Origin of the sequence: Staphylococcus sp. 11007852 (assembly GCF_011394325.1) — a bacterium.
GTDB classification, from domain to species: domain Bacteria; phylum Bacillota; class Bacilli; order Staphylococcales; family Staphylococcaceae; genus Staphylococcus; species Staphylococcus agnetis.
Genome location: NZ_JAANBJ010000031.1, coordinates 1 through 20,384 on the forward strand (window position 1 = coordinate 1; position 20,384 = coordinate 20,384).

General features: G+C 30.0%; 14 protein-coding genes and 3 pseudogenes. 8 read left to right on the top strand and 9 right to left on the bottom strand.

Annotated elements, in window-relative coordinates:
- Positions 1–358 precede the first annotated feature (358 nt).
- The 5 genes and pseudogenes from G8Y85_RS09640 (at position 359) to G8Y85_RS09660 (ending at position 6,048) form a co-directional block, all read left to right on the top strand.
- Positions 359–460, top strand: coding sequence for a type I toxin-antitoxin system Fst family toxin (locus tag G8Y85_RS09640; RefSeq protein WP_000228874.1), 102 nt, complete (start codon positions 359–361; stop codon positions 458–460).
- Positions 461–795: 335 nt separating this feature from the next.
- Positions 796–1,470 (top strand): annotated as a pseudogene (locus G8Y85_RS09645) (IS6 family transposase).
- Between the two features lie 488 nt (positions 1,471–1,958).
- A pseudogene (gene lip / locus G8Y85_RS09650) lies at positions 1,959–3,152 on the top strand (YSIRK-targeted triacylglycerol lipase); the annotation flags it as partial.
- 1,428 nt (positions 3,153–4,580) lie between these two features.
- Entirely contained in the window at positions 4,581–4,880 is a 300-nt protein-coding gene (locus tag G8Y85_RS09655; RefSeq protein ID WP_165805759.1) for a hypothetical protein, read from the top strand.
- 16 nt (positions 4,881–4,896) lie between these two features.
- A complete protein-coding gene (locus G8Y85_RS09660) occupies positions 4,897–6,048 on the top strand; it encodes a lipase-like domain-containing protein (RefSeq protein WP_165805760.1) in 1,152 nt (383 codons plus the stop codon).
- 88 nt (positions 6,049–6,136) lie between these two features.
- On the opposite strand, the pseudogene G8Y85_RS12410 reads toward G8Y85_RS09660, so the two are convergent.
- From G8Y85_RS12410 to G8Y85_RS09680, 4 genes and pseudogenes are all read right to left on the bottom strand, one after another.
- Positions 6,137–6,283: pseudogene (locus G8Y85_RS12410) on the bottom strand (IS6 family transposase); the annotation flags it as partial.
- Between the two features lie 1,079 nt (positions 6,284–7,362).
- The gene (locus tag G8Y85_RS09670; protein ID WP_107378681.1) at positions 7,363–7,464 is read right to left on the bottom strand and encodes a type I toxin-antitoxin system Fst family toxin; all 102 of its coding nucleotides are present in this window, start codon (positions 7,462–7,464) and stop codon (positions 7,363–7,365) included.
- 615 nt (positions 7,465–8,079) lie between these two features.
- On the bottom strand, positions 8,080–9,588 hold the full coding sequence (locus G8Y85_RS09675) for a hypothetical protein (RefSeq protein WP_165805761.1): 1,509 nt from the start codon (positions 9,586–9,588) through the stop codon (positions 8,080–8,082).
- 17 nt (positions 9,589–9,605) lie between these two features.
- The gene (locus G8Y85_RS09680) at positions 9,606–10,310 is read right to left on the bottom strand and encodes an exotoxin beta-grasp domain-containing protein (protein ID WP_165805762.1); all 705 of its coding nucleotides are present in this window, start codon (positions 10,308–10,310) and stop codon (positions 9,606–9,608) included.
- Positions 10,311–11,248: 938 nt separating this feature from the next.
- Between G8Y85_RS09680 and G8Y85_RS09685 the strand changes: the two genes are divergently transcribed.
- Positions 11,249–12,610: a coagulase domain-containing protein gene (locus G8Y85_RS09685; RefSeq protein ID WP_165805763.1), complete on the top strand. Its 1,362-nt coding sequence runs from the start codon at positions 11,249–11,251 to the stop codon at positions 12,608–12,610.
- Positions 12,611–12,821: 211 nt separating this feature from the next.
- Here the strand turns inward: G8Y85_RS09685 and G8Y85_RS09690 are convergent, their stop codons facing one another.
- Complete coding sequence (locus G8Y85_RS09690) at positions 12,822–13,376, bottom strand: exotoxin beta-grasp domain-containing protein (protein ID WP_165805758.1); 555 nt, start codon at positions 13,374–13,376, stop codon at positions 12,822–12,824.
- Between the two features lie 1,262 nt (positions 13,377–14,638).
- On the opposite strand from G8Y85_RS09690, the gene G8Y85_RS09695 reads away from it, so the two are divergent.
- Complete coding sequence (locus G8Y85_RS09695; RefSeq protein ID WP_165805764.1) at positions 14,639–16,027, top strand: MFS transporter; 1,389 nt, start codon at positions 14,639–14,641, stop codon at positions 16,025–16,027.
- Between the two features lie 66 nt (positions 16,028–16,093).
- Here G8Y85_RS09695 and G8Y85_RS09700 read toward each other — a convergent pair whose 3' ends face one another.
- Both G8Y85_RS09700 and G8Y85_RS09705 read right to left on the bottom strand, forming a co-directional pair.
- A complete protein-coding gene (locus G8Y85_RS09700) occupies positions 16,094–16,294 on the bottom strand; it encodes a ribbon-helix-helix domain-containing protein (protein WP_103345778.1) in 201 nt (66 codons plus the stop codon).
- Between the two features lie 5 nt (positions 16,295–16,299).
- Positions 16,300–17,094, bottom strand: coding sequence for a ParA family protein (locus G8Y85_RS09705; protein ID WP_103345779.1), 795 nt, complete (start codon positions 17,092–17,094; stop codon positions 16,300–16,302).
- A 415-nt stretch (positions 17,095–17,509) separates the two neighbouring features.
- On the opposite strand from G8Y85_RS09705, the gene G8Y85_RS09710 reads away from it, so the two are divergent.
- On the top strand, positions 17,510–18,502 hold the full coding sequence (locus tag G8Y85_RS09710; RefSeq protein ID WP_165805765.1) for a replication initiator protein A: 993 nt from the start codon (positions 17,510–17,512) through the stop codon (positions 18,500–18,502).
- A gap of 798 nt (positions 18,503–19,300) precedes the next feature.
- On the opposite strand, the gene G8Y85_RS12540 is transcribed toward G8Y85_RS09710, so the two are convergent.
- A complete protein-coding gene (locus tag G8Y85_RS12540) occupies positions 19,301–19,711 on the bottom strand; it encodes a CPBP family intramembrane glutamic endopeptidase (protein WP_103345781.1) in 411 nt (136 codons plus the stop codon).
- A gap of 373 nt (positions 19,712–20,084) precedes the next feature.
- Positions 20,085–20,384, bottom strand: a 300-nt coding sequence (locus G8Y85_RS09720; RefSeq protein ID WP_210433364.1) for an IMP dehydrogenase, incomplete at its 5' end; no start/stop codon positions are given.

Sequence of the window (20,384 nt, forward strand, 5' to 3'; positions counted from 1 at the left end):
TCATTATTATACGCGAGGGCTTTATTTTTTTGAAATAATATATAAAAAGAATCGATTAAGTAAGAATGTTTTTACCTAATCGATTCTTTTTTGGCTAGGAATTATGTCCCAGCCCCGTATGCAAATAAGTGTTGAGTAATTTGAGATTAAAAAAATAGGTAGCCATGCAGAGTGAAATGATATTTCCTAAAGTGAATCAAATCCATCCAATATGCTAGGAGTGCGTATAAAAGTAATATAATTAACACATGTAGGCTTATCGGAAGGACATATGCTTTAAAAGGTGCAGATGGTATAATAATGAAGTCGCCTATCTCTCAGGCGTCAAATTTAGACGCAGAGAGGAGGTGCATATCAGATGGTCGAAGCTCTTGTTCACATCACGACCACAGTCATCAGTGGTTGTATTGTTGCGTTATTTACGCATTGGCTACGTACACGTAACAATAAGAAAAAATAGGCGATATTAGCCAACACCTAAAAATCCCCTCACTATTGCGAGTAGTGAGGGGATTGGTGCATATAATGCACGAAGCTCTTGTTATCTAAATTATAACACTAGTTAATGAAGAAATGCAAAACATGTATTCAGACTACTCGCACTAAAGTAAACTTCTAAATTCTTCATATTGTTTGATATAAAGAGGATCATTTTTCAAAGAATTTTCGAAATAAATTTCTTTTAACTTTAGTATTTCTAATAATTACTCATTATTTTTAACTAATTCATAGTTACTATGGTTCTGTTGCAAAGTTGACTTTATAGTATAATTTTAACAAAAAGGAGTCTTCTGTATGAACTATTTCAGATATAAACAATTCGATAAAGATGTCATCACTGTAGCCGTTGGCTATTACCTAAGATACGCATTGAGTTATCGTGATATATCTGAAATATTAAGAGAACGTGGTGTCAATGTTCATCATTCAACAGTCTATCGTTGGGTTCAAGAATATGCACCGATTTTGTATCAGATTTGGAAGAAAAAGCATAAAAAAGCTTATTATAAATGACGTGTCGATGAGACATATATCAAAATTAAGGGCAAATGGTGCTATTTATATCGTGCGATTGATGCAGACGGCCATACATTAGATATTTGGTTGCGTAAGCAACGAGATAATCGTGCGGCATATGCGTTTATTAAGCGTCTTATCAAGCAATTCGGCAAACCCAAAATGATAATTACAGATCAAGCGCCTTCAACGAAGGTCGCAATGTCTAAACTAATCAAAGATTTTCAACTTAGCCCGAACTGTCATTGTACCTCTAAATATTTAAATAACTTCATTGAACAAGATTATCGTCATATCAAAGTAAGGAAAATAAGTTATCAAAGTATCAATACGGCAAAGAATACGATCAAAGGCATTGAATGTATTTATGGCTTATATAAAAAGAACAGCAGATCTCTTCAGATCTACGGGTTTTCGCCATGCCGTGAAATTAGCATCATGCTAGCGAGTTAATACGAAGTATTATTTTAAACATGAATCTAGAGGTCTATTTTTTAACTTTGCAACAGAACCTTTCTTTGTATCTTTGCAATACAACCCTATTATTGACAAAATTGTGAAATTAAGTTAACATAATAAAAAAATAAATAATTTTTAATATTTTGTTCATTTTTAGAGTTGCGCCAAAAACTTTATTTTTTTATAGTGATTTGGAAGCGCTTTCTCATCTAATACAGAGAGGAGGTCCATTATGGAACAATTTAAAGCGATTATCAGTAAGTTTTTTGGTTTCATCCCTAGATTATTAATCAACATCTTCATCTAATCTTAAGAGTAGTACTTATCACATTAGGGGGCATTCGATGATGAAAATTAAAAAGAGGCATTTTAAACATTTTAGTGTTATCGCTTCAACACTTTTAATCACGGAATCATTACTTGTAGGAGCAAGTACAGCACAAGCGGCAGAACAACAACCTGCTCAGGAACCTAATCTCGCATTACATAATCAAAATCAACAGAACACACCGACGTTAAACAAAGATTCTGCTAAAAATCATGATCCTATCATTTTAGTCCATGGCTTTAACGGCTTTACAGATGACATTAACCCGGCGATGCTTTCTCACTATTGGGGTGGCGATAAAATGAATATTCGCCAAGATTTGGAAGAAAACGGTTATGAATCTTATGAAGCAAGTATCAGTGCTTTTGGAAGCAACTATGATCGTGCCGTTGAACTTTATTATTACCTCAAAGGCGGACGTGTGGATTACGGTGCAGCCCATGCAGCTAAATACGGGCACGAACGTTATGGTAAAACATACGAAGGGGTTTATAAGGATTGGCAACCTGGTAAAAAAGTACATCTTGTTGGTCACAGTATGGGGGGGCAAACCATTCGTCAATTAGAAGAATTACTTAGAAATGGTAGCCCTGAAGAAGTCGCTTATCAAAAAGAACACGGGGGCGACATTTCTCCATTATTTAAAGGCGGCCATGATAATATGGTATCCTCTATCACAACCCTAGGCACACCACATAACGGAACACACGCTTCTGACTTAGCCGGCAATGAACCGATTGTGCGTCAGCTTGTTTTCGATATCGGTAAACAATTTGGTAATAAAGATTCAAGAGTTGACTTTGGCCTTGCGCATTGGGGCTTAAAACAACAACCGAATGAATCTTATGCAGACTATGTAAAACGGGTGCAAAACTCTAAATTATGGAAATCAAAAGACAATGGATTTAACGACTTAACACGTGATGGGGCGACAGATTTAAATCGTAAAACAACAGTCAATCCGAATATCGTTTATAAAACATATACAGGTGAAGCGACTCATGCTTCAATTGGCGGTAAACAAAAAGCAGATTACAATCTGTTCTTCCCGTTCACAGCGACTGCTAATTTAATTGGTAAAGCGACTGAAAAAGAATGGCGTGAAAATGACGGTCTCGTTTCCGTGATTTCTTCACAACATCCATTTAATGAAGCGTTCACACCAGCCACAGATAAAAACCAAAAAGGTGTATGGCAAGTGACATCTACAAGACATGATTGGGATCACGTGGACTTTGTTGGTCAAGACAGTACAGATACAAAACGTACACGCGCAGAATTACAACAGTTCTGGCATCAATTGGCGGATGATTTAGTTCAAAGCGAATTCTTAACTTCATCTAAATAAAATTCAAAAGATTGGAGGCGAAACCCATGACAGCAGACGTTTTTCAGCTCATCGTATCATTTTTCCGCGTAATCAAAAACGTATTCTTTAATTAATTCTATACAAAATTATTAAAAGTTTAATATTGCAAACTTTTTGATATTATAAACAAAAAAAATTAATGTTATTCATATTTCAAATAAAAACCAGTACAAATATCGGTTTTATACTTTTAACGGTTGGTGATTTGTCCACTAGCCGTTATTTTTGTGTTAAATAAAAATAGCACAAATATCTCTATAATTGTAAGTTCCTAAACAAATTTAGGAGAAATATTAGTACTTATATTTAGTGACATATCGAAAATAATCAGAATGAAAGTAAAAATTTAAAAATCATATAATGATTAGAAAGGTCTATTCATTATTTTACAAAAGTATTTTACTGTATCCATCTAGAGTTTGTCAGGCTGTGACATTAAGAATGGGCATCACACAACAGTTATCAAGAATGGATACTCGCAAAGTACAAGAGCTTAAATGACATTCGCTCTTGAAAGGATATTTTATCTTACTTTGAAAATAACGATTCTATCGTAGGGAATATAGCCAAACTTCTACAGCTATAACACTGTACGTAGGATATAGATGTATATTTCTAATGATGTAAAGCTAATTGTTATTAGAAAGCGTGCAAGTAGCATTTCTTAGAAACATATCAATAAAATTATTTTTATTGATATACCTTCTCCTCATTAACTTATATTAAATCATTATTTATAATTAATATAGTATTTTAAATTTATTTTTATATTATATTAACTATTTAATAATCTAAAGGTATTTAGGAACAAATATATGTCCAAATACAATAAATTAAAATGAAATTTGAAGTTATTATTAAAGTTTTCAATTGTCTTATATAGCCTACATTATAACTAGTTCAGATTTTTTAATTCTTGTTAATTTTTGATGAAGAACTCAAGTTAACTTATGAAGCCAGATGCCACATTTTAGAGTCTTTAAAATTTAATAATAAAAACTACAGTACGTACTATAATATTCTAATAACTTAAGTGTTTCAATAGTATCAATATATACACAGAAATATCTAATTTCAGCAATATAACTTCATTGTTTAAAAGAACCATAAGCCTATTATTTTTAATTGAATAAGGGGATGATTAAAATTGCTAAAATTAGCCACTAAGGTTTTAGTATGTCTAAGAATATACTAAATAAAAGGAATGTATTACTTAAAAAGTATTTGTAGTTAAATGCATTTTTAATTATTTTAATACATAAATTTATTATATTTTTGAAAATATACTTTTAAAAATGAAGGCAGATAGGAGTAATATTTCGACACTTGTGCAATATTGAACAAAATTTTTTCGGAAAAAGCTAATATTAAAGTGGAAAATTAAATTTAAAATAAGGGGTTTTGCATATGGATAAAAAAATATTATTATCTTTATTTTGTTTGGTAATCATATCATTAATATTATCTCCTATTTATGACGTTAAAGGAATTTATGCAAGAGAAAACACAATATCTACACTAAATGAAAACACGTCCCCAAAAGTAAATAAGGAACTAACTGCGTCGGACCAATTGGAGGAATCTAATGAAATAGAAAAAGTATTAAATAATAAAGACTTAAACAAAATAGCACAAAAATACGAAACAAATAGGGATTCAAATCCAACTATTCCTAAAGGAAATGAAGGGATAGTAAAAAAAAAATAAATACCCAATAATATTAGTGCATGGATTTTCTGGTTTTTCAGATGAAAGCAAACCGTTGATTCTTCCTTCTTATTGGGGAGGAGTCAAAATTGATTTAGATAAAGTATTATCACAAGAAGGATATTCTGTTAAGGAAGCAAGAGTAAGTCCTTATTCTAGTGCAAAAGATAGAGCAATAGAATTATATTATTACATTAAAGGTGGAAAAGTGGACTACGGTGCTTATAGGTCTAAAAAGTATGGATTTGAAAGATATGGTAACACCTACCCAGGAATTTATAAAAATTGGAAGCCTGGTAAAAAAATTCATTTAGTTGGACATAGCTATGGTGGGCCTACTATACAATTATTAGAAGAACTTTTAAAAAATGGAGATAGAGAAGAAATAAAATATCACGAGCAGCATGGTGGAAATATTTCTCCAATTTTAAAAGGAGGAAATAATGATATGGTTTCATCTTTGACAACTGTTGCTGGGCCACATAATGGATCTCTAATATCTGAGAAAATTTCGAAAACTCCTTTTTTACAAGAAAAAGCAATTAATGCGATAGCATTAGCAAGTAATAAATTTACTAATGTAGACTTTGGTTTTGAACACTGGGGGCTTAAGCAGAGAAAGAACGAATCACTTTTAGAATATTTAAATAGAGTTAAAAAGAAACAAATCTGGAAAACAGATGACTTTCCTTGGTATGATAGCAACTTGAAAGGAGCAAAGGAACTTAATGATAAATTCACAATGAACAAAAATATGGCTTACATTTCGATAACAGGCTTAGATAGTCACAGAAACATATTTGGTAATCAAAGTTCAAATAAATATATGTTTACACCACTGAAACCATTAGCTGATTTCAATGGCAGTAAAGCTCCAGAAAGTTGGCAAAAAAGTGATGGACCTATTTCTTTAGCGAGTGGACTTTTTCCATATAACAAGCCTTTTAGAGAAACAACGTTTCATCAAAATCCAAATCTAGGTGTTTGGAATGTCATGCCTACATTGAAAAATTGGGATCATTTAGATTTGATTGGTTGGGGGAAAAGAGATAAAAATGTTACACCATCAATGGTAAAACATCTTTATGAGGAATTGTTTAATTACTTATCCGATGTAGAAAGAGTACAACAAACAGTTTCTGTTGCAAAGTCAAAAAGGCATAACTAATTATCGTTTTCACACCTGAACATTTACGGTTCTGTTGCAAAGTTAGAAAGATAAGTATCTAACCTTATGTTTAAAATAATACTTCGTATTAACTAGCTAGCATGATGCTAATTACACGGCATGGTGAAAACCCGCAGATCTGAAGAGATCTGCGGTTCTTTTTATATAGTCCATAAATACATTCAATGCCTTTGATCGTATTATTTGCCGTATTAATACTTTGATAACTTATTTTCTACTTATTTAATTTTAACTATATTGACCACTGCGGATTTAACTGTAACACTTGTGTTTGATACAAATCTTATACCTTTAGTAGGAGAAAGTTTAATTGAAAATACAGTATCTAATAGAAGTGCGATAGAAAAAAATTATTGCTATAGTATCTCCTATGATAGCAGGTACAATCTACTCTCTAATCCCATTAAAAAGTTTTTTGATAACATTTTTATGTACTGAAATACTTGCATTGCTTACTGCTCTTTTTATAAATTATCCAAAAAACAATTCAGATGATCGCTCTAGTATAAGTGATATATGTTTGCATAAAGGATTTCAATCCTCTACTAATTATTTATGGTCTCATAAAGATATTCTTTTTCTAGTATTATTAGGTGGTTTCATAAATTTTCAGTTATCCTTCTTAAATGTTGGTATACCTTCAAGTTTTACTCAGTATTTGCAGATGATCGCGTCTAACTTAGGTATTATGCAAATAGCTACTCCTTTGGGCATGGTCCTAATTGCTATAATTTGTCCTATGATTAAATTAAAAAGTAGTGTTTGGGAGAAAAATGTACATGGTCTATTGATTATGTTTCTTTCTATATTGTTAATTACATTTACCTTTGTTTTCACATTCAATAATCTCATGATATTAGTTGTATTTATGATATCTAGGTTATTGCTAGGAATTGGAGTTCAATATACAAACATACCTTCAATAGTATATTTCCAGAAAAACATTCCTGATAAAATTAAAGAGATTTTTCGTTTTTTTAAATAGCACTGTTCAAAGTACAGTAGGATTTTTACTCGCGGGAATTCTTCTTAGCATTAATAATATATTTTTTTAATATTTTTTCTATTTCAGGAATACTTAGTTTGTTTTTAGCATTATACGCATTACGATTGAAAAATAAATTTTAACTAACTATAAATTAAGAGAGCGTTCTAGGATATTTACACTAGTCTTTTGCATTTCTTCGTAGTATAGTGTTATAATTTAGTTAACAAGAACTTCGTGCATTATATGCACCAATCCCCTCACTATTGCGAGTAGTGAGGGGATTTTTAGGTGATGGCTAATATCGCCTATTTTTTCTTATTATTACGTGTACGTAGCCATTGCGTAAATAACGTAATAATGCAACCACTGATGACTGTGGTCGTGATGTGAACAAGAACTTCGACCATCTAATATGCACCTCCTCTCTACGCCTTTATTGAGGCCTGAGAGATAGGCGACTTCATTATTATACCATCTCTACCTTTTAAAGCATATGTACTTGGGATAATCCTATATATGTTAATAACATTATCTTTATAGATTCTGTTGTCAAGTTGTATCTATATTATATTTTCAACAAAAATAGTATTCTTCACGTACTATTCAAGATATAAACACTTTAATTAGAATGTTATTACTGTAGCTATTTTTAAGAACTATGTTTAGGTATCTATCATGATATATTTGAAATATTAAGAGGAATGATATTCATAGTTCATCAATTAACATCTATTAGATTGATGATTTCAAGAATAAGCCTCCTATGCTATATCACATTAGGAAGAATTAAAATAAAAATCTAAATGACATATTGATAAAACATTTATCAAAACCAAAGTTACAGATATTGCAAATATAATATAAACCTAACTTTTCAACAGAAGGTCCTAAACCATACGTATAGAACATGGTTTACATTTATATAATGACGCACCACAAAAACCTTTCACAAAAATTTTTGTGGTGCTTTCCTTTAAAGTCTAGAACCTATTTTCCGTTCTTGCAACCATATAAACTTATCCTTAAAATTTATTAGATTTCCCCTTTTCTAATGCATTGAACCAAGTAATTACGTCACCATTAAGGTTATACCCCGTGATATTATCTCCTACTAGTGTGTAATATGCTGGAGTTTGTTCAAGCTTTTCTTCAAACTCCCTGTCTGCTTTTTGTTCAGGGGTTTCATATACATTTATTTTTTTAACAATAAAATTGTTGCTTAAAAGTTCTCCACTTACTGGATCTACCACTACAAAATTTAACTCCTCACCATTATTTAAACGAAATCCGACTTCAAAAGCATTAAATGAAAATTCACCTTTTTCATTCACCTGTAAATCAGGAAATTCGTTACCTTCTCCTAGACTTGAAGTAATATTAATCACTGAATTTGCAAATTTTGTTTTACCTTTGATTTCTCTTGTACCCTGACTTCTGTCGACAGGTTTATCTATACCACGATCATTTTCATAAACAAAACCATAAATATCTTCAACTTCTAAATCAGCTGTACCATTGTCTAAGATAACCACTTTTGACACATCATTAGGAGAATACGATGTTGTAGCAGTAGATACATTTGCAAAGTCACTTGATTTAAGATTGAAAATTAAAGGAATGAGCGCTTCTTCCTCATCATCTGGTTTGAATGTAATCGAAATTAAGTCACCTTTGTTGATTTGATAATTTTCAAACGGTTTACGTTTGAAATCAAATTCAAAATATCCTTTATCATCAATGAATTTCCAAACACCTTCGTTACGTGCTTTTGCCCGAGATAGTGATGTGTTTTTGTCAAAATCATCATAACCTAAATTAATAAACTTATTATTAATAGCAAGAGCCACACGACCTTTCACAGATGTGTGGCCTTTAATAATACCAGAATTCTTAAGGATTGGTTCTACGAGTACTTGGTGATGACCATTTTGCTTGTCTAATTGTTTCGTAGGAATTGCATAGGCTTTATCATAACGACCTGTTGTTGTCGTTTCCATGGCCTCTGCACCTTCTTCTAGCATAGATTCTTCTGAATCTTCTTCAGATTCAATATCAAAATTTGATGAACTCACATCAATTTTTTGATTAAATACAATTTTTCTATCATTCAAATTAAATTTAAATGACCCTGACTCATCTGATTTAATAAATCCACTGTCTCCGTCTTCAACTGAACCTAAACTTTTGTCATCAATTGTTAATGAAATGGTTTGATTGGGTAAAGTTTTTCCTGTGATTGTTGTATCACCAGCCGTCACTTTATCTAATTTAACGTAGTTCTCTTTTGCATCTGTTTTCTTTCTCCCTATCGCTTTAGTATGTTGAACAACTACGTTTGTTCGTGTTTCATTCATAATTTGACTTTTAGATTCAGCTTGTTCTTTCTCAACCTTTTGAATACTTGTTGATTGGGAGTCTTCAGCAACATTTTCAGAAGCTTCCGCCTGTCCTTGCATAGTAATATACATCGAAGCGATGGCAACAGAAACCAAAACGACTTTGTTTTTACGTAATTTGAATTTCTCTCTCATTCACAAACTCCTAAATGTTATTCTTTATATTCAACATCGATACGATCGATTTGAGTTGCATCAATTACATTCCCCATACGATGTTCTTGTAACTTGTTGTCTAAAACGAATGAATAATAATTATCTTCAATATTTTTGTCCTTCATATGGACTGTAATAACCCCACCATTATTACCATTAGTATATAAATTATGGTTTTTAATTAATTCATTTCTCAATCTAAAGTCTAATTCTTTTAATGTAACCTTGTCTTTCAATATAGGTAAATTCCCAACTTGTCTTTGGAAAATAGCACTTCCGTTAGTACTTTTAAGTGAAATTGTTGGATTAACAGACCAGTCTTTATAATTTGCTTTTGAAGACTCTGAAATCCCTCCAATCGTCTCAGTTTCAGAGAATTTAGAGTTATTTTCTTTAACTACAAAAACATCTATATTAGAAATGTTATTTAGTTTCAAATTGTCTTTATCTTTACCAACTAATTTAACATTGGTTACTTGTCCTCTATCAATAATTTTTATAATATTGCCTTCTCTATCACCTTTGACATTCCTTAACTCAAAAGGTATTTTACTATAATACGATTTTAATTCTTCAGTACTAATTTTATTTTGAGCTACTTGTTCCTCTGCTGCATCTACTGATTGAGCTTTTGTTGTTAAAATTCCTGCTGTTAAAATCCCTAATGCTAAACTTGTTTTAGCAATTGTAGATAATTTCATTGTCATTGCTCCTTTTATCTATTTTCCTAAAATAATTGATTATCGGTGATTACGTAATACTAACAATCAAATTTATTATAGACTTGTAGGTTAAAGGTTAAAATTAAATATTTCTTAAGTTAAATTTAACGTTTATTAATTATGTTATAAATATGGCCTCTTTAGTGCGTAATTACTATTAAAGGACAAAAGAGCTCCATATCAACGTTTTTATCGGGTGTCTACTATGGTCATGTTTGTAAAATGATGTGTTAATGACATGAAATTTAGGTGTATTTTGAATCTTTTGAGAAATTACGATTGTAGTAGATGTGGACTGTGGAAGCAGTAAAAAATCCCCCAAATGCATCACACTTAAATGATATGCCGTTTATTTGCACATGTCTTTATGGACTGTATCCGGTAATGCTTTATATAAGTAGAAGTATGTTTGCGTTTCCTAAAGCATACTTGTTACCTATTATAAGTGACATTTACCATCACTGTTGATTTTGGCGTAGATAACGATATTAGCATTGTCTCTGTCTCTACCATTGGTTAATTGAATCAAAAGTCTACAGTAGATTTATCGCTATTATTAGTGATGACTTTCCAAAACACAACGTCTGAATCTAAGTGACAACCCACAACATGTGTTTTCATCTGTCCTTATTGATATCATTCCAGACATAGTCTTCTGAACAATTTAATACAACAAAATCATTATTCTCTAATTTTAAAAGTGACATCTCCGGTATCTTCATTATTAATTTTGACATTATTGAAACATAGACGTTTAAATAATAGACATAAAATTAGCAACTGTTGTCATTCAGACTAAGTACATAATTAAATTCCCTTTAATGTAGTTTTAACAATTCTTTAATTTCTTTATTGTGTATTCCTCATTATACTTTTAAATCGTGGTGGGAAATTATAAGAATAGGAGAGTTTTATGGATGAATAAAAAACTAATTTGTCTATCATTAACCGCATTATGCGCCACTCAACTTTTAACGTATAAAGAGGCAAATGCAATCGTAACAGGAGAAAAAAATCAATATCAATCATCTTCTCTAAATTTAAAAGGCAAAATATCTGATGAAAGGTATGCTAAATCATACAGAGATAGTTTAGGAGAATTGTTACATGGCTTACAAGCCAAAAAAAATATCGGTTATGATGAAAAAGAGTATGAAAATTTATATAAAGAATATACTAATAAAGTATTAGCAGAAATTGAAGCAGTAAATAAATTTAATTTAGAACAAAAAGAAATAAATTCACTAAAGAAAAAAAACAAAAAAATACCTGAAGGTGTATTCGGATTAACTTATGATAGATATATTTCAGTATATAACAATTTAAAAGAAAACAAAGTGAATTTTGAAAATAAATTAAAACAAGTTGCAGAAAAGCATCTAGACCTAAAAGAGTTTAATAGTTTTCAACAGTATGAGGCAAATAAAAGAATAAATACATTAGAAAATAAAATATTACTCATTGGTCAAGCTTTTTATGATAAATATAACTTTGAAGTAAACACACTTTATAATAAATTAGATCTTATAGTTGGTTTTGAAAAAGAGGATAGAAAGCTAAGAGAACCTAAAAATGTAAGAATTCTAAATGCAATGGTAGAAGATTTAGATCATATAATCAATGAATTTTTCATAGATATCAATAAAGTGCGTCCAGAGAATATAGAACCTTTAACAGCAGATGAAAATAATAATCGAAAAAACATAAATAAATTATTAAATGAAGTTGAAAAATCTAAAAATTATTCGACAAAAAAACCTTCTCAAATTAAAGAAAAAGAAGTTAACTCTATTAAAGTAGAAGGATTTAAGAAAAAGTATGATGATGAATATGAAGCAATGAGAAAAAATGCTATAGAAAAAATTAATTCTAAAAATAAGAAGTTAGTTGCAAATCTTGATTATGATGAAGAGCCTAAAAAAAAGGATAAGCAACGGCTTAAAAGAAAGGCTAATCAAGAACTTCAACAAGTTAGTGGTTTAAGTAATAGCGAAAAAAACATTAATTATACAGTTGAATATGAGGACAAAAAACAGTTTAACGGTGACATAGTTAATAAAGAATATAACACTGCTGAATATAGTAATGGCTCAGTTCAGTATGGACCTAAACCTCAGTTTAACAGCAATATAATTAGTAAAAATAATAATATTACTGAATATAGCAATGGCTCAGTTCAGTATGGACCTAGACCTCAGTTTAACAGCAATATAATTAGTAAAAATAATAATATTACTGAATATAGCAATGGCTCAGTTCAATATGGACCTAGACCGTAAATTACAATAAACTCTTATTTTCACAGTTATAAGATAACTGTCTAATTTTTCGTTTAAAATAAAAACAGCCGTAAATTTCAAAATTTACGGCTACTTATTATGCTACCATCTTAATCCTATATTCATCAACTAAGGAAGCCCCAAAGTATCATATTAATAATCAACTATGTTTCCTGTAACTTTACAACGAAATAAATTCAATATTTTAAAATTATTGTTCTATAATATCAAAAGTGATATCACCAAGATCTTCAGTATTAATTTTCACGTTTTCTCTATGACTTTGTAATTCTTTATGTGTTTCAAGAGTATATCTATCACCAGATTTGGTGTTTATGACAATATCTCCTTTTGGAAGCTTATCACCTATGTACAAACCATAAGAAATATGCGCAAACCTTACAATATGATCTAGTTCTTTAAGCGTAATAAGTCCTTTATTTAACGTGATATTACGCCTAGGTGTAAATGTTTTACCTTTATAATGATAAGTACCTCTAAAGTGTAAACGTACTTCATTTGGTTTCAAAGGCGCCTCAGAATATGCCCAATATTTTAAGTTCCCTTGTCTATTTCCTATTTGTGATTTGCTATATCTATCAAATAACTTTTTAACTGCTGCTGCTTCATTTTGTAGTTGCACTGCTTGCACATTAGCCTTAGCTTCATGAGCTATACCCAAAACATTACCTAAAGCTGATGTACTTGTAGAGCTAATTAAAATAACTCCTGTCATAGCGAATTTTGTTAATAAACCGAAAGACATAATAATCAATCTCCATTCTAAGTTGAATTTAAGTTTTTTAACCTTACATCATGATGTATTTTTATTATATAACTAAAAATTTTTAAAAAAAGAGATAGAAGATTAAAATATCTTAATTAAACCTTAATCCTGGAAATTCTATTACAAATTAAATCCATGAAATTATGTGCAAAAACAAAGGCATAAATATTACTTTACAGGTGAGATAAATCTAAAGTATTAGATCTTTGACTAGATTTAATAATAAAGATCTTGTATGTTATTAATATCGCTTGTATATAAGTTTTAAGTTTCAATTAGAAAAGACAATTTCTTCACTAGAAGATATTACCTAAAAATAGACTGTCGTTATACCCTGGAATATAATGACAGTCTATTTTTATTTTCCTAACTTGACTTATACTATATGTCGTGACTCAATATATTCTCTTTTTTAAACTAAAAGGTAATAATAGAAATAGCATTACAAAGCTCGATATCAATATTACTAGTCTGACTATAGCGGTAAAATATTAGTCATGCGCGTGGAATTTTATGCCCTTGCAACCGAAACAAATACAAGAACGTCTTTTACATCTAAGATTAATGGTAGTAGGCTTACGCGCAATCATAACTCACATACCACTTATATGTTAATAACTTCGGAAATATTAACTAAATTGAAAGATCATTTCTATGGTAAAATCATTGTTTTTATCAAATAGCTGAATAAACTATTGTATAAATAAAATGGTACTTTAGACGTACATGTAATGAGTACAATACCATTCAATAAATTATGATATCATCCTAGTTATGTCTAAACATATTACACTTTCTTCAAGTTGAAAATACTTAGTAGATGGTACACGACCTCCTCTCATATTGTTAATAATAAATTATCGTCTAGACGTCTTAATCCTATTAAAACAGATGTAGTTATAATTAGATCATTAGACGACAAAGGTCATTCCAATGTTATAAAAAATCATATTGCAGTTGAAGGAGATATGCATGGTTTAGAGGCATTGTAGGTTATCACTTGTAAATTCAAAAATCAAGACGATTATACCACGCTATACAATGAACGAGAATTCACAAAATATATCGCTACAACATTAAAAATCTGAATTAGGTTTAACAGTGTATTATGTACCTTACACCTTGTTGCTGTTTTTACTTACTATGTATAAGTACGTCGAAATTTATTTACATAGTTTTAGCATCAAAAAATGATCCCCCCAATATCTTCCTATTATATTATCCTAAAGGAGATTACCTGTATGAATAACACAAAACCATATCAAAGAAATAACAAATTAATTTTAGGAGTTGTACTTAGTGTAATTACGTTTTGGTTGTTTGCACAATCATTAGTTAACGTTGTTCCACCTTTACAAAAAAGTTTTGACACAGATATTGGTACAATTAGTATCGCAATATCACTAACCGCACTCTTCTCTGGAATGTTTGTCGTTGGAGCTGGTGGATTAGCTGATAAAATAGGTCGCGTAAAAATGACAAATATTGGTTTATTACTAAGTATCATTGGATCTATTTTAATTATCATTTCAAATTTGCCATTACTACTAATTATAGGTAGAATTGTTCAAGGCTTTTCAGCTGCTTGTATCATGCCTTCAACACTTGCTTTAATGAAAGCCTATTTTGAAGGTGCAGAACGTCAATGTGCTTTAAGTTATTGGTCTATAGGTTCATGGGGTGGTAGCGGTATTTGCTCACTATTCGGTGGTGCTATAGCCACAACATTAAGTTGGCGATGGATTTTCATCTTTTCTATCATTGTTGCGATTTCATCGTACCTTTTAATCAAAGGTACACCCGAATCCAAATCAAGATCAAATGTAATTTCTAGATTTGATATAAAAGGATTAATCGTTTTAGTAATAATGTTATTAAGCTTGAATATCGTCATTACAAAAGGTTCGACAATGGGATTCAAATCCTTTTATTTTTATGGATTAATTACAATTGTAATCACATCATTTATATTGCTTATTAAAACCGAAAAAAAAGCCCTGAACCCATTAATTGATTTCAAGTTATTTATGAATAAACCTTACACAGGTGCAACAATTTCTAACTTTTTGCTTAACGGCGTTGCAGGTACTCTTATTGTCGCAAACACCTTTGTTCAACAAGGATTGGGGTATACAGCACTTCAAACAGGATATTTATCCATTACTTACCTAGTAATGGTTCTATTGATGATTCGTATCGGTGAAAAATTGTTACAAAAATTAGGTGCTAAAATCCCAATGTTACTCGGCACCTCAACCGTTGTTATTGGCATAAGTTTAATTTCATTAACCTTTTTGCATGAAACAACCTATATAATTTCCTGTATTATTGGTTATTTATGTTTTGGGCTAGGATTAGGCATATATGCAACACCTTCAACTGATACAGCGATCTCAAATGCACCTTCAGATAAAGTTGGCGTTGCTTCAGGTATTTATAAAATGGCTTCATCATTAGGTGGTGCATTCGGTATTGCCTTTAGCGGTGCTATTTATGGCATGACTGTTATGTTATCTGACGTATTCCAAGGGGCTATGATTGCATTATGGATAAACGTAGGTATGGGAATTATCGCGTTAATAGCAATAATATTTACAGTTCCAAATAATCATTCTCAAAGAAATACATAATAAATAAAATCCTAGCAATGAATTATCCCTTTCATTACTAGGATTTTTAACTAAAACAGACATAAATTAGTAGTTATATTTAACTAAAAAATCTTCTAGCACCTCGTCAACTATTGATTTTATAGAAGTATCTCGATCTAGAGCCATTTGATTTAGTCTTTTTTTTATATCAGTATCGACTCTCATAGTAGTACTTTTAGGTACTGGTTTATAATTCTCAGTATATTTTACTTCAGATGTATCTATATTATCTAAAAATCCTGCCATATAGTTCACTCACTCTCAATTAGTTTAATTCTATTGACTAATTCCTCATAGACCTTATTAAACATATATATTACTTTTTTATCATGCATATCCTTGTTTTTAATTCCATCTACTGCAAATTTCTTTATTCGTTCCCTTTGATATATTTGGTTTTCAAAAAGTGCTTCAGAAAATGCTGTTTTAGATATGTCTAATATCTGTTTATCTACTCGTCCACTTTTTTTAATTAACACTGGTACAGCTCCAACTAACTCAAATTTTAAATCTGACTCCTTTTTTCTATCCCTTAAAAAATTTACAAATGAGAGGCTACTTTCATAAGCTGATTGTTGTGTCTGAAATACCATTAAAATATAGTCACTGGCATAAACAGCATTATTAGTAAAATCCGAATTAATAGTAGGAGGCACATCGATAAATATATAATCGAATCTATCGATTTCTTTGATTTTCTCAATAACATTTTTTAAAATATACCTTTTTTTTAAAATATCAGTTTTAGAAATGATATCAGATAGATTAGCTAAAGAAGAATCAGCAGGTAACAGTGATAAATTAGATGTTAGTCTCACAATACTTTTTTCTATATCACCATATTTTAGCATATCTATAAAAGACATTTTCTCTTCCTCAAAACCTGGGTAAGTTCTTTTTATAATTTGAGTGGCATTACCTTGTGGGTCAAAATCTATTAAAAGAACTTTTTTTTCGTAATTTTCAGATGCAATATAAGAAAGTAAAGTGGCTACTGTGGTTTTACCCACACCGCCCTTAAAATTACCAACTGTAATTATATTCATAGTCATACCTCCTATTTTCTATCTTTAACAGTCCACGTACGTTTGTTACATGTAACATGTTACTATTCAAATTTCTCTTTTTCAACCTTTTTTGTTTTCTATCTTTAACAGTCCACGTACGTTTGTTACATGTAACATGTTACTTAAGGAAAGTTACAATTTTTATTGTGTCTTATTGATTACTTTGTTACTATTAAGTTAACTTTTAGTAACACTAAAAAGCGTTTAATCGGGCCAACGATTAAACGCTTAGGGTAATAAACGCTAACATATATGCTCTAAATGATGCGTTGTTTATATTTTTGAGTAATTAATAGTATAAATTATAAGCAGTAAAATTTCAAGAGTCAGTCATTATTTAGAATATAAAAGCGTTTTTATTATCTCTAACCTACTAAGGAAAGAGGTTTATATTATGTCAAACAATTATTTCACTGTTCAAGAAAATTATAAAGAACGTTTTTATCAAATACCCAAAATTTTTTTTACTAATGAAAAATATAAAAAATTATCTAATGATACAAAAATTGCTTATGGAATTTTACGTGATCGGGTAGATCTATCAATTAAAAACAATTGGGTCGATGAATTAGGAAATATATATTTTATATACACAGTAAAACACTTAGAAATAATTTTAAACTGTGGAAATAAAAAAGTAATTAAGATAAAAAACGAATTAGAAGATGCAGGATTGCTAGAACAAAAAAGATTAGGCTTAAATAAGCCTAATATGTTGTACCTGAAAAAACCAATAGTCACTAAAGAGGACATCTATATAATTAATAATATAGATGGTGATCTCAATAATACGAATGAAGGTAGTCAAAACACGGAAGTGTCAAAACGACACTTCCAGAAGTGTCAAAACGACACTTCCAGAAGTGTCAAAACGACACTTCCAGAAGTGTCAAAACGACACTCTAATGATACTGATATTAATGATACTGATATTAGTGATACTGATATTAGTGATACTACTACTAAAAAATCTTTAAAAAGTGGTAGTAGTTGTAGGAAAAATTATTTAAAATCGCTTTTGAAAAATGAGTTCTATTCAAATCCAACAAAAGCATTTATTGAAAAAATACATAAACTGAGTGAAAACATGAGTGACGAGCTTTTAGAATATGCTGTGAATTATGCATCTGAAAAGGGTGAAAACCCTAAGCAGTATTTAACTAAAATTTTAGAAATTTGGTTTAATAATAATATTTACAACTTATCTCAAGCAAAAAGTTTTAATATTAAACCTATCAAACATTCACTCAAAAGTAAGGAAAAAACACCTAGATGGATAACTCATCCCGAAGAATATAAATTAAAAGAGGAAAATGATCAAAATTTAGCTGCAGAAGCCCAAGCTTTTAAAGAACACTTGATCAACAAAAGAAGAAATTATAATTAGATTATCTTTAACCGGTATATACAAAACTATTATTTAGCATAAAGTTTATAGATTTAAAGATAACGTATATGTATTTGAATATTATATTTTTTACAATACGCATTGTTTATTACGTTGTGGAAGTTAATTCTTGCACATGTAAAAATATGATTCACTAAACGCAAGATTTAAATAATAGCACCTTTAAGTTTTACTTTCCATTAAAAAAATAATCTAAGGGAATTCAAAAATTTTTATCTCAAACAAAAAATATGCATACCCAACATTATATTTAGAAATGTAGCTATTAATGATTATTCATATGTCATCTATAAAAGTTAAACAATAATTTAAGCCTTCAATATGTTAATTTTCATGAAAAATCTATAATACACACTCTTAAATCTTATGTATATTGACTCTATTTTTTCCTCGACTCTTTATTTATAATTTAAAAATGAAGAAGTATGCATGTATGTACCTAAATAGTATTCAATAGAAAATGAAAAGGGTGTTTTCATAACGTTGCATCCCTTTGTCGCTAGTATGAAAACAAATGATTCTCAAATTGAAACATTTGTTTGAAGTGATAGACGCTCGTCACAAGTTAAGAACCATATACTTATACTTCATCAAGGTGGTATGAAAAAGAAGACATTCTGACGTGGAGTTACGAGGACCATTGATTTGCTAACACATTGAAGCCTCGGATAAAAAATGCAGGGGGAGTCATTTATACTTATTTACTAAATATAGAGTAGCCATCAACCTATGTCTCCATAAAAAGCTAAAGTGCCCCTTTGATAATTTGTTTTTAGACTAAAAAGATTCTATTAACATAGGTATAAAGGTAAATGAATTGTTTAGTATATGCAAGATTAAGACTAATTCAAATCTTCTAGACTTTAAGTATATAATGCTATAAATAATAGATGATTGGAAATATATAAGAAAATCTATTGTGCTATTTGGATAATGTGTAAATGCAAATACACACGATAATATCATCATTCCTATAATTTCATAGTTTCTAAAGACATATTTTAAACCTATAGCTCTGTAAGATAACTCTTCAATGAAGGGCCCAATAATAAGTCCTGTTATTGTCATCCATAAAATTTGATTTTTTGAAAAAGATTGTTGCAAAACTGAATCATTATTGGTTGTTTGATAGTCATTCAACATGTATAAAATGTTGTCAATACTAAGGGATATAAAACATAATATCATAGCAAATATGATATCACTGACCCTGAATTTTTTTTAAAGAAAACAATTTCAATTGATTCCTTCTAATCAAATAAAGAGCTAAAGAAAAGAAAACTGTTCCGACGAGTATACTTGGAATGTGTATATTTTCAGTATTAATAATATAGAAACCTATCAATAATAAAAATATAGTTATTGAACTAATATACCTTCGAGGTGCTTGGAGAACTTTTTGTTTTTTGGAGGAAAATAGTTTTATCTTTTTTTAAGACCACTTAAAGTTCTAAACGCTACTTGTTTTAATCTCTTCAACATAATAAGTACTAACCTCCTTCTGTTTAATTTTTCTCACTTTAAAAATCTATGTTAGTTAAATGTTAAATATTGATTAACTTTAATCTCTATCTCCATTGAAAATGGAATTTTTGACAATAACATAATCAACTTTATGAAGTGCACCGATATCTTTACCACCCGCATAAGAAATAGAACTTTGTAAGTCCTCTTGCATCTCAGTAAGGGTATCTTTGAGTGAACCTTTATGTTCTACAAACATCTTTTTGCCTTCAACATTTTTACGTTCACCTTTTTGATATTCTGATGCACTTCCAAAATATTCTTTATACTTTTTACCATCAACTTCTACTGTTTCACCTGGAGACTCATCATGAGCTGCAAATAAAGAGCCAATCAT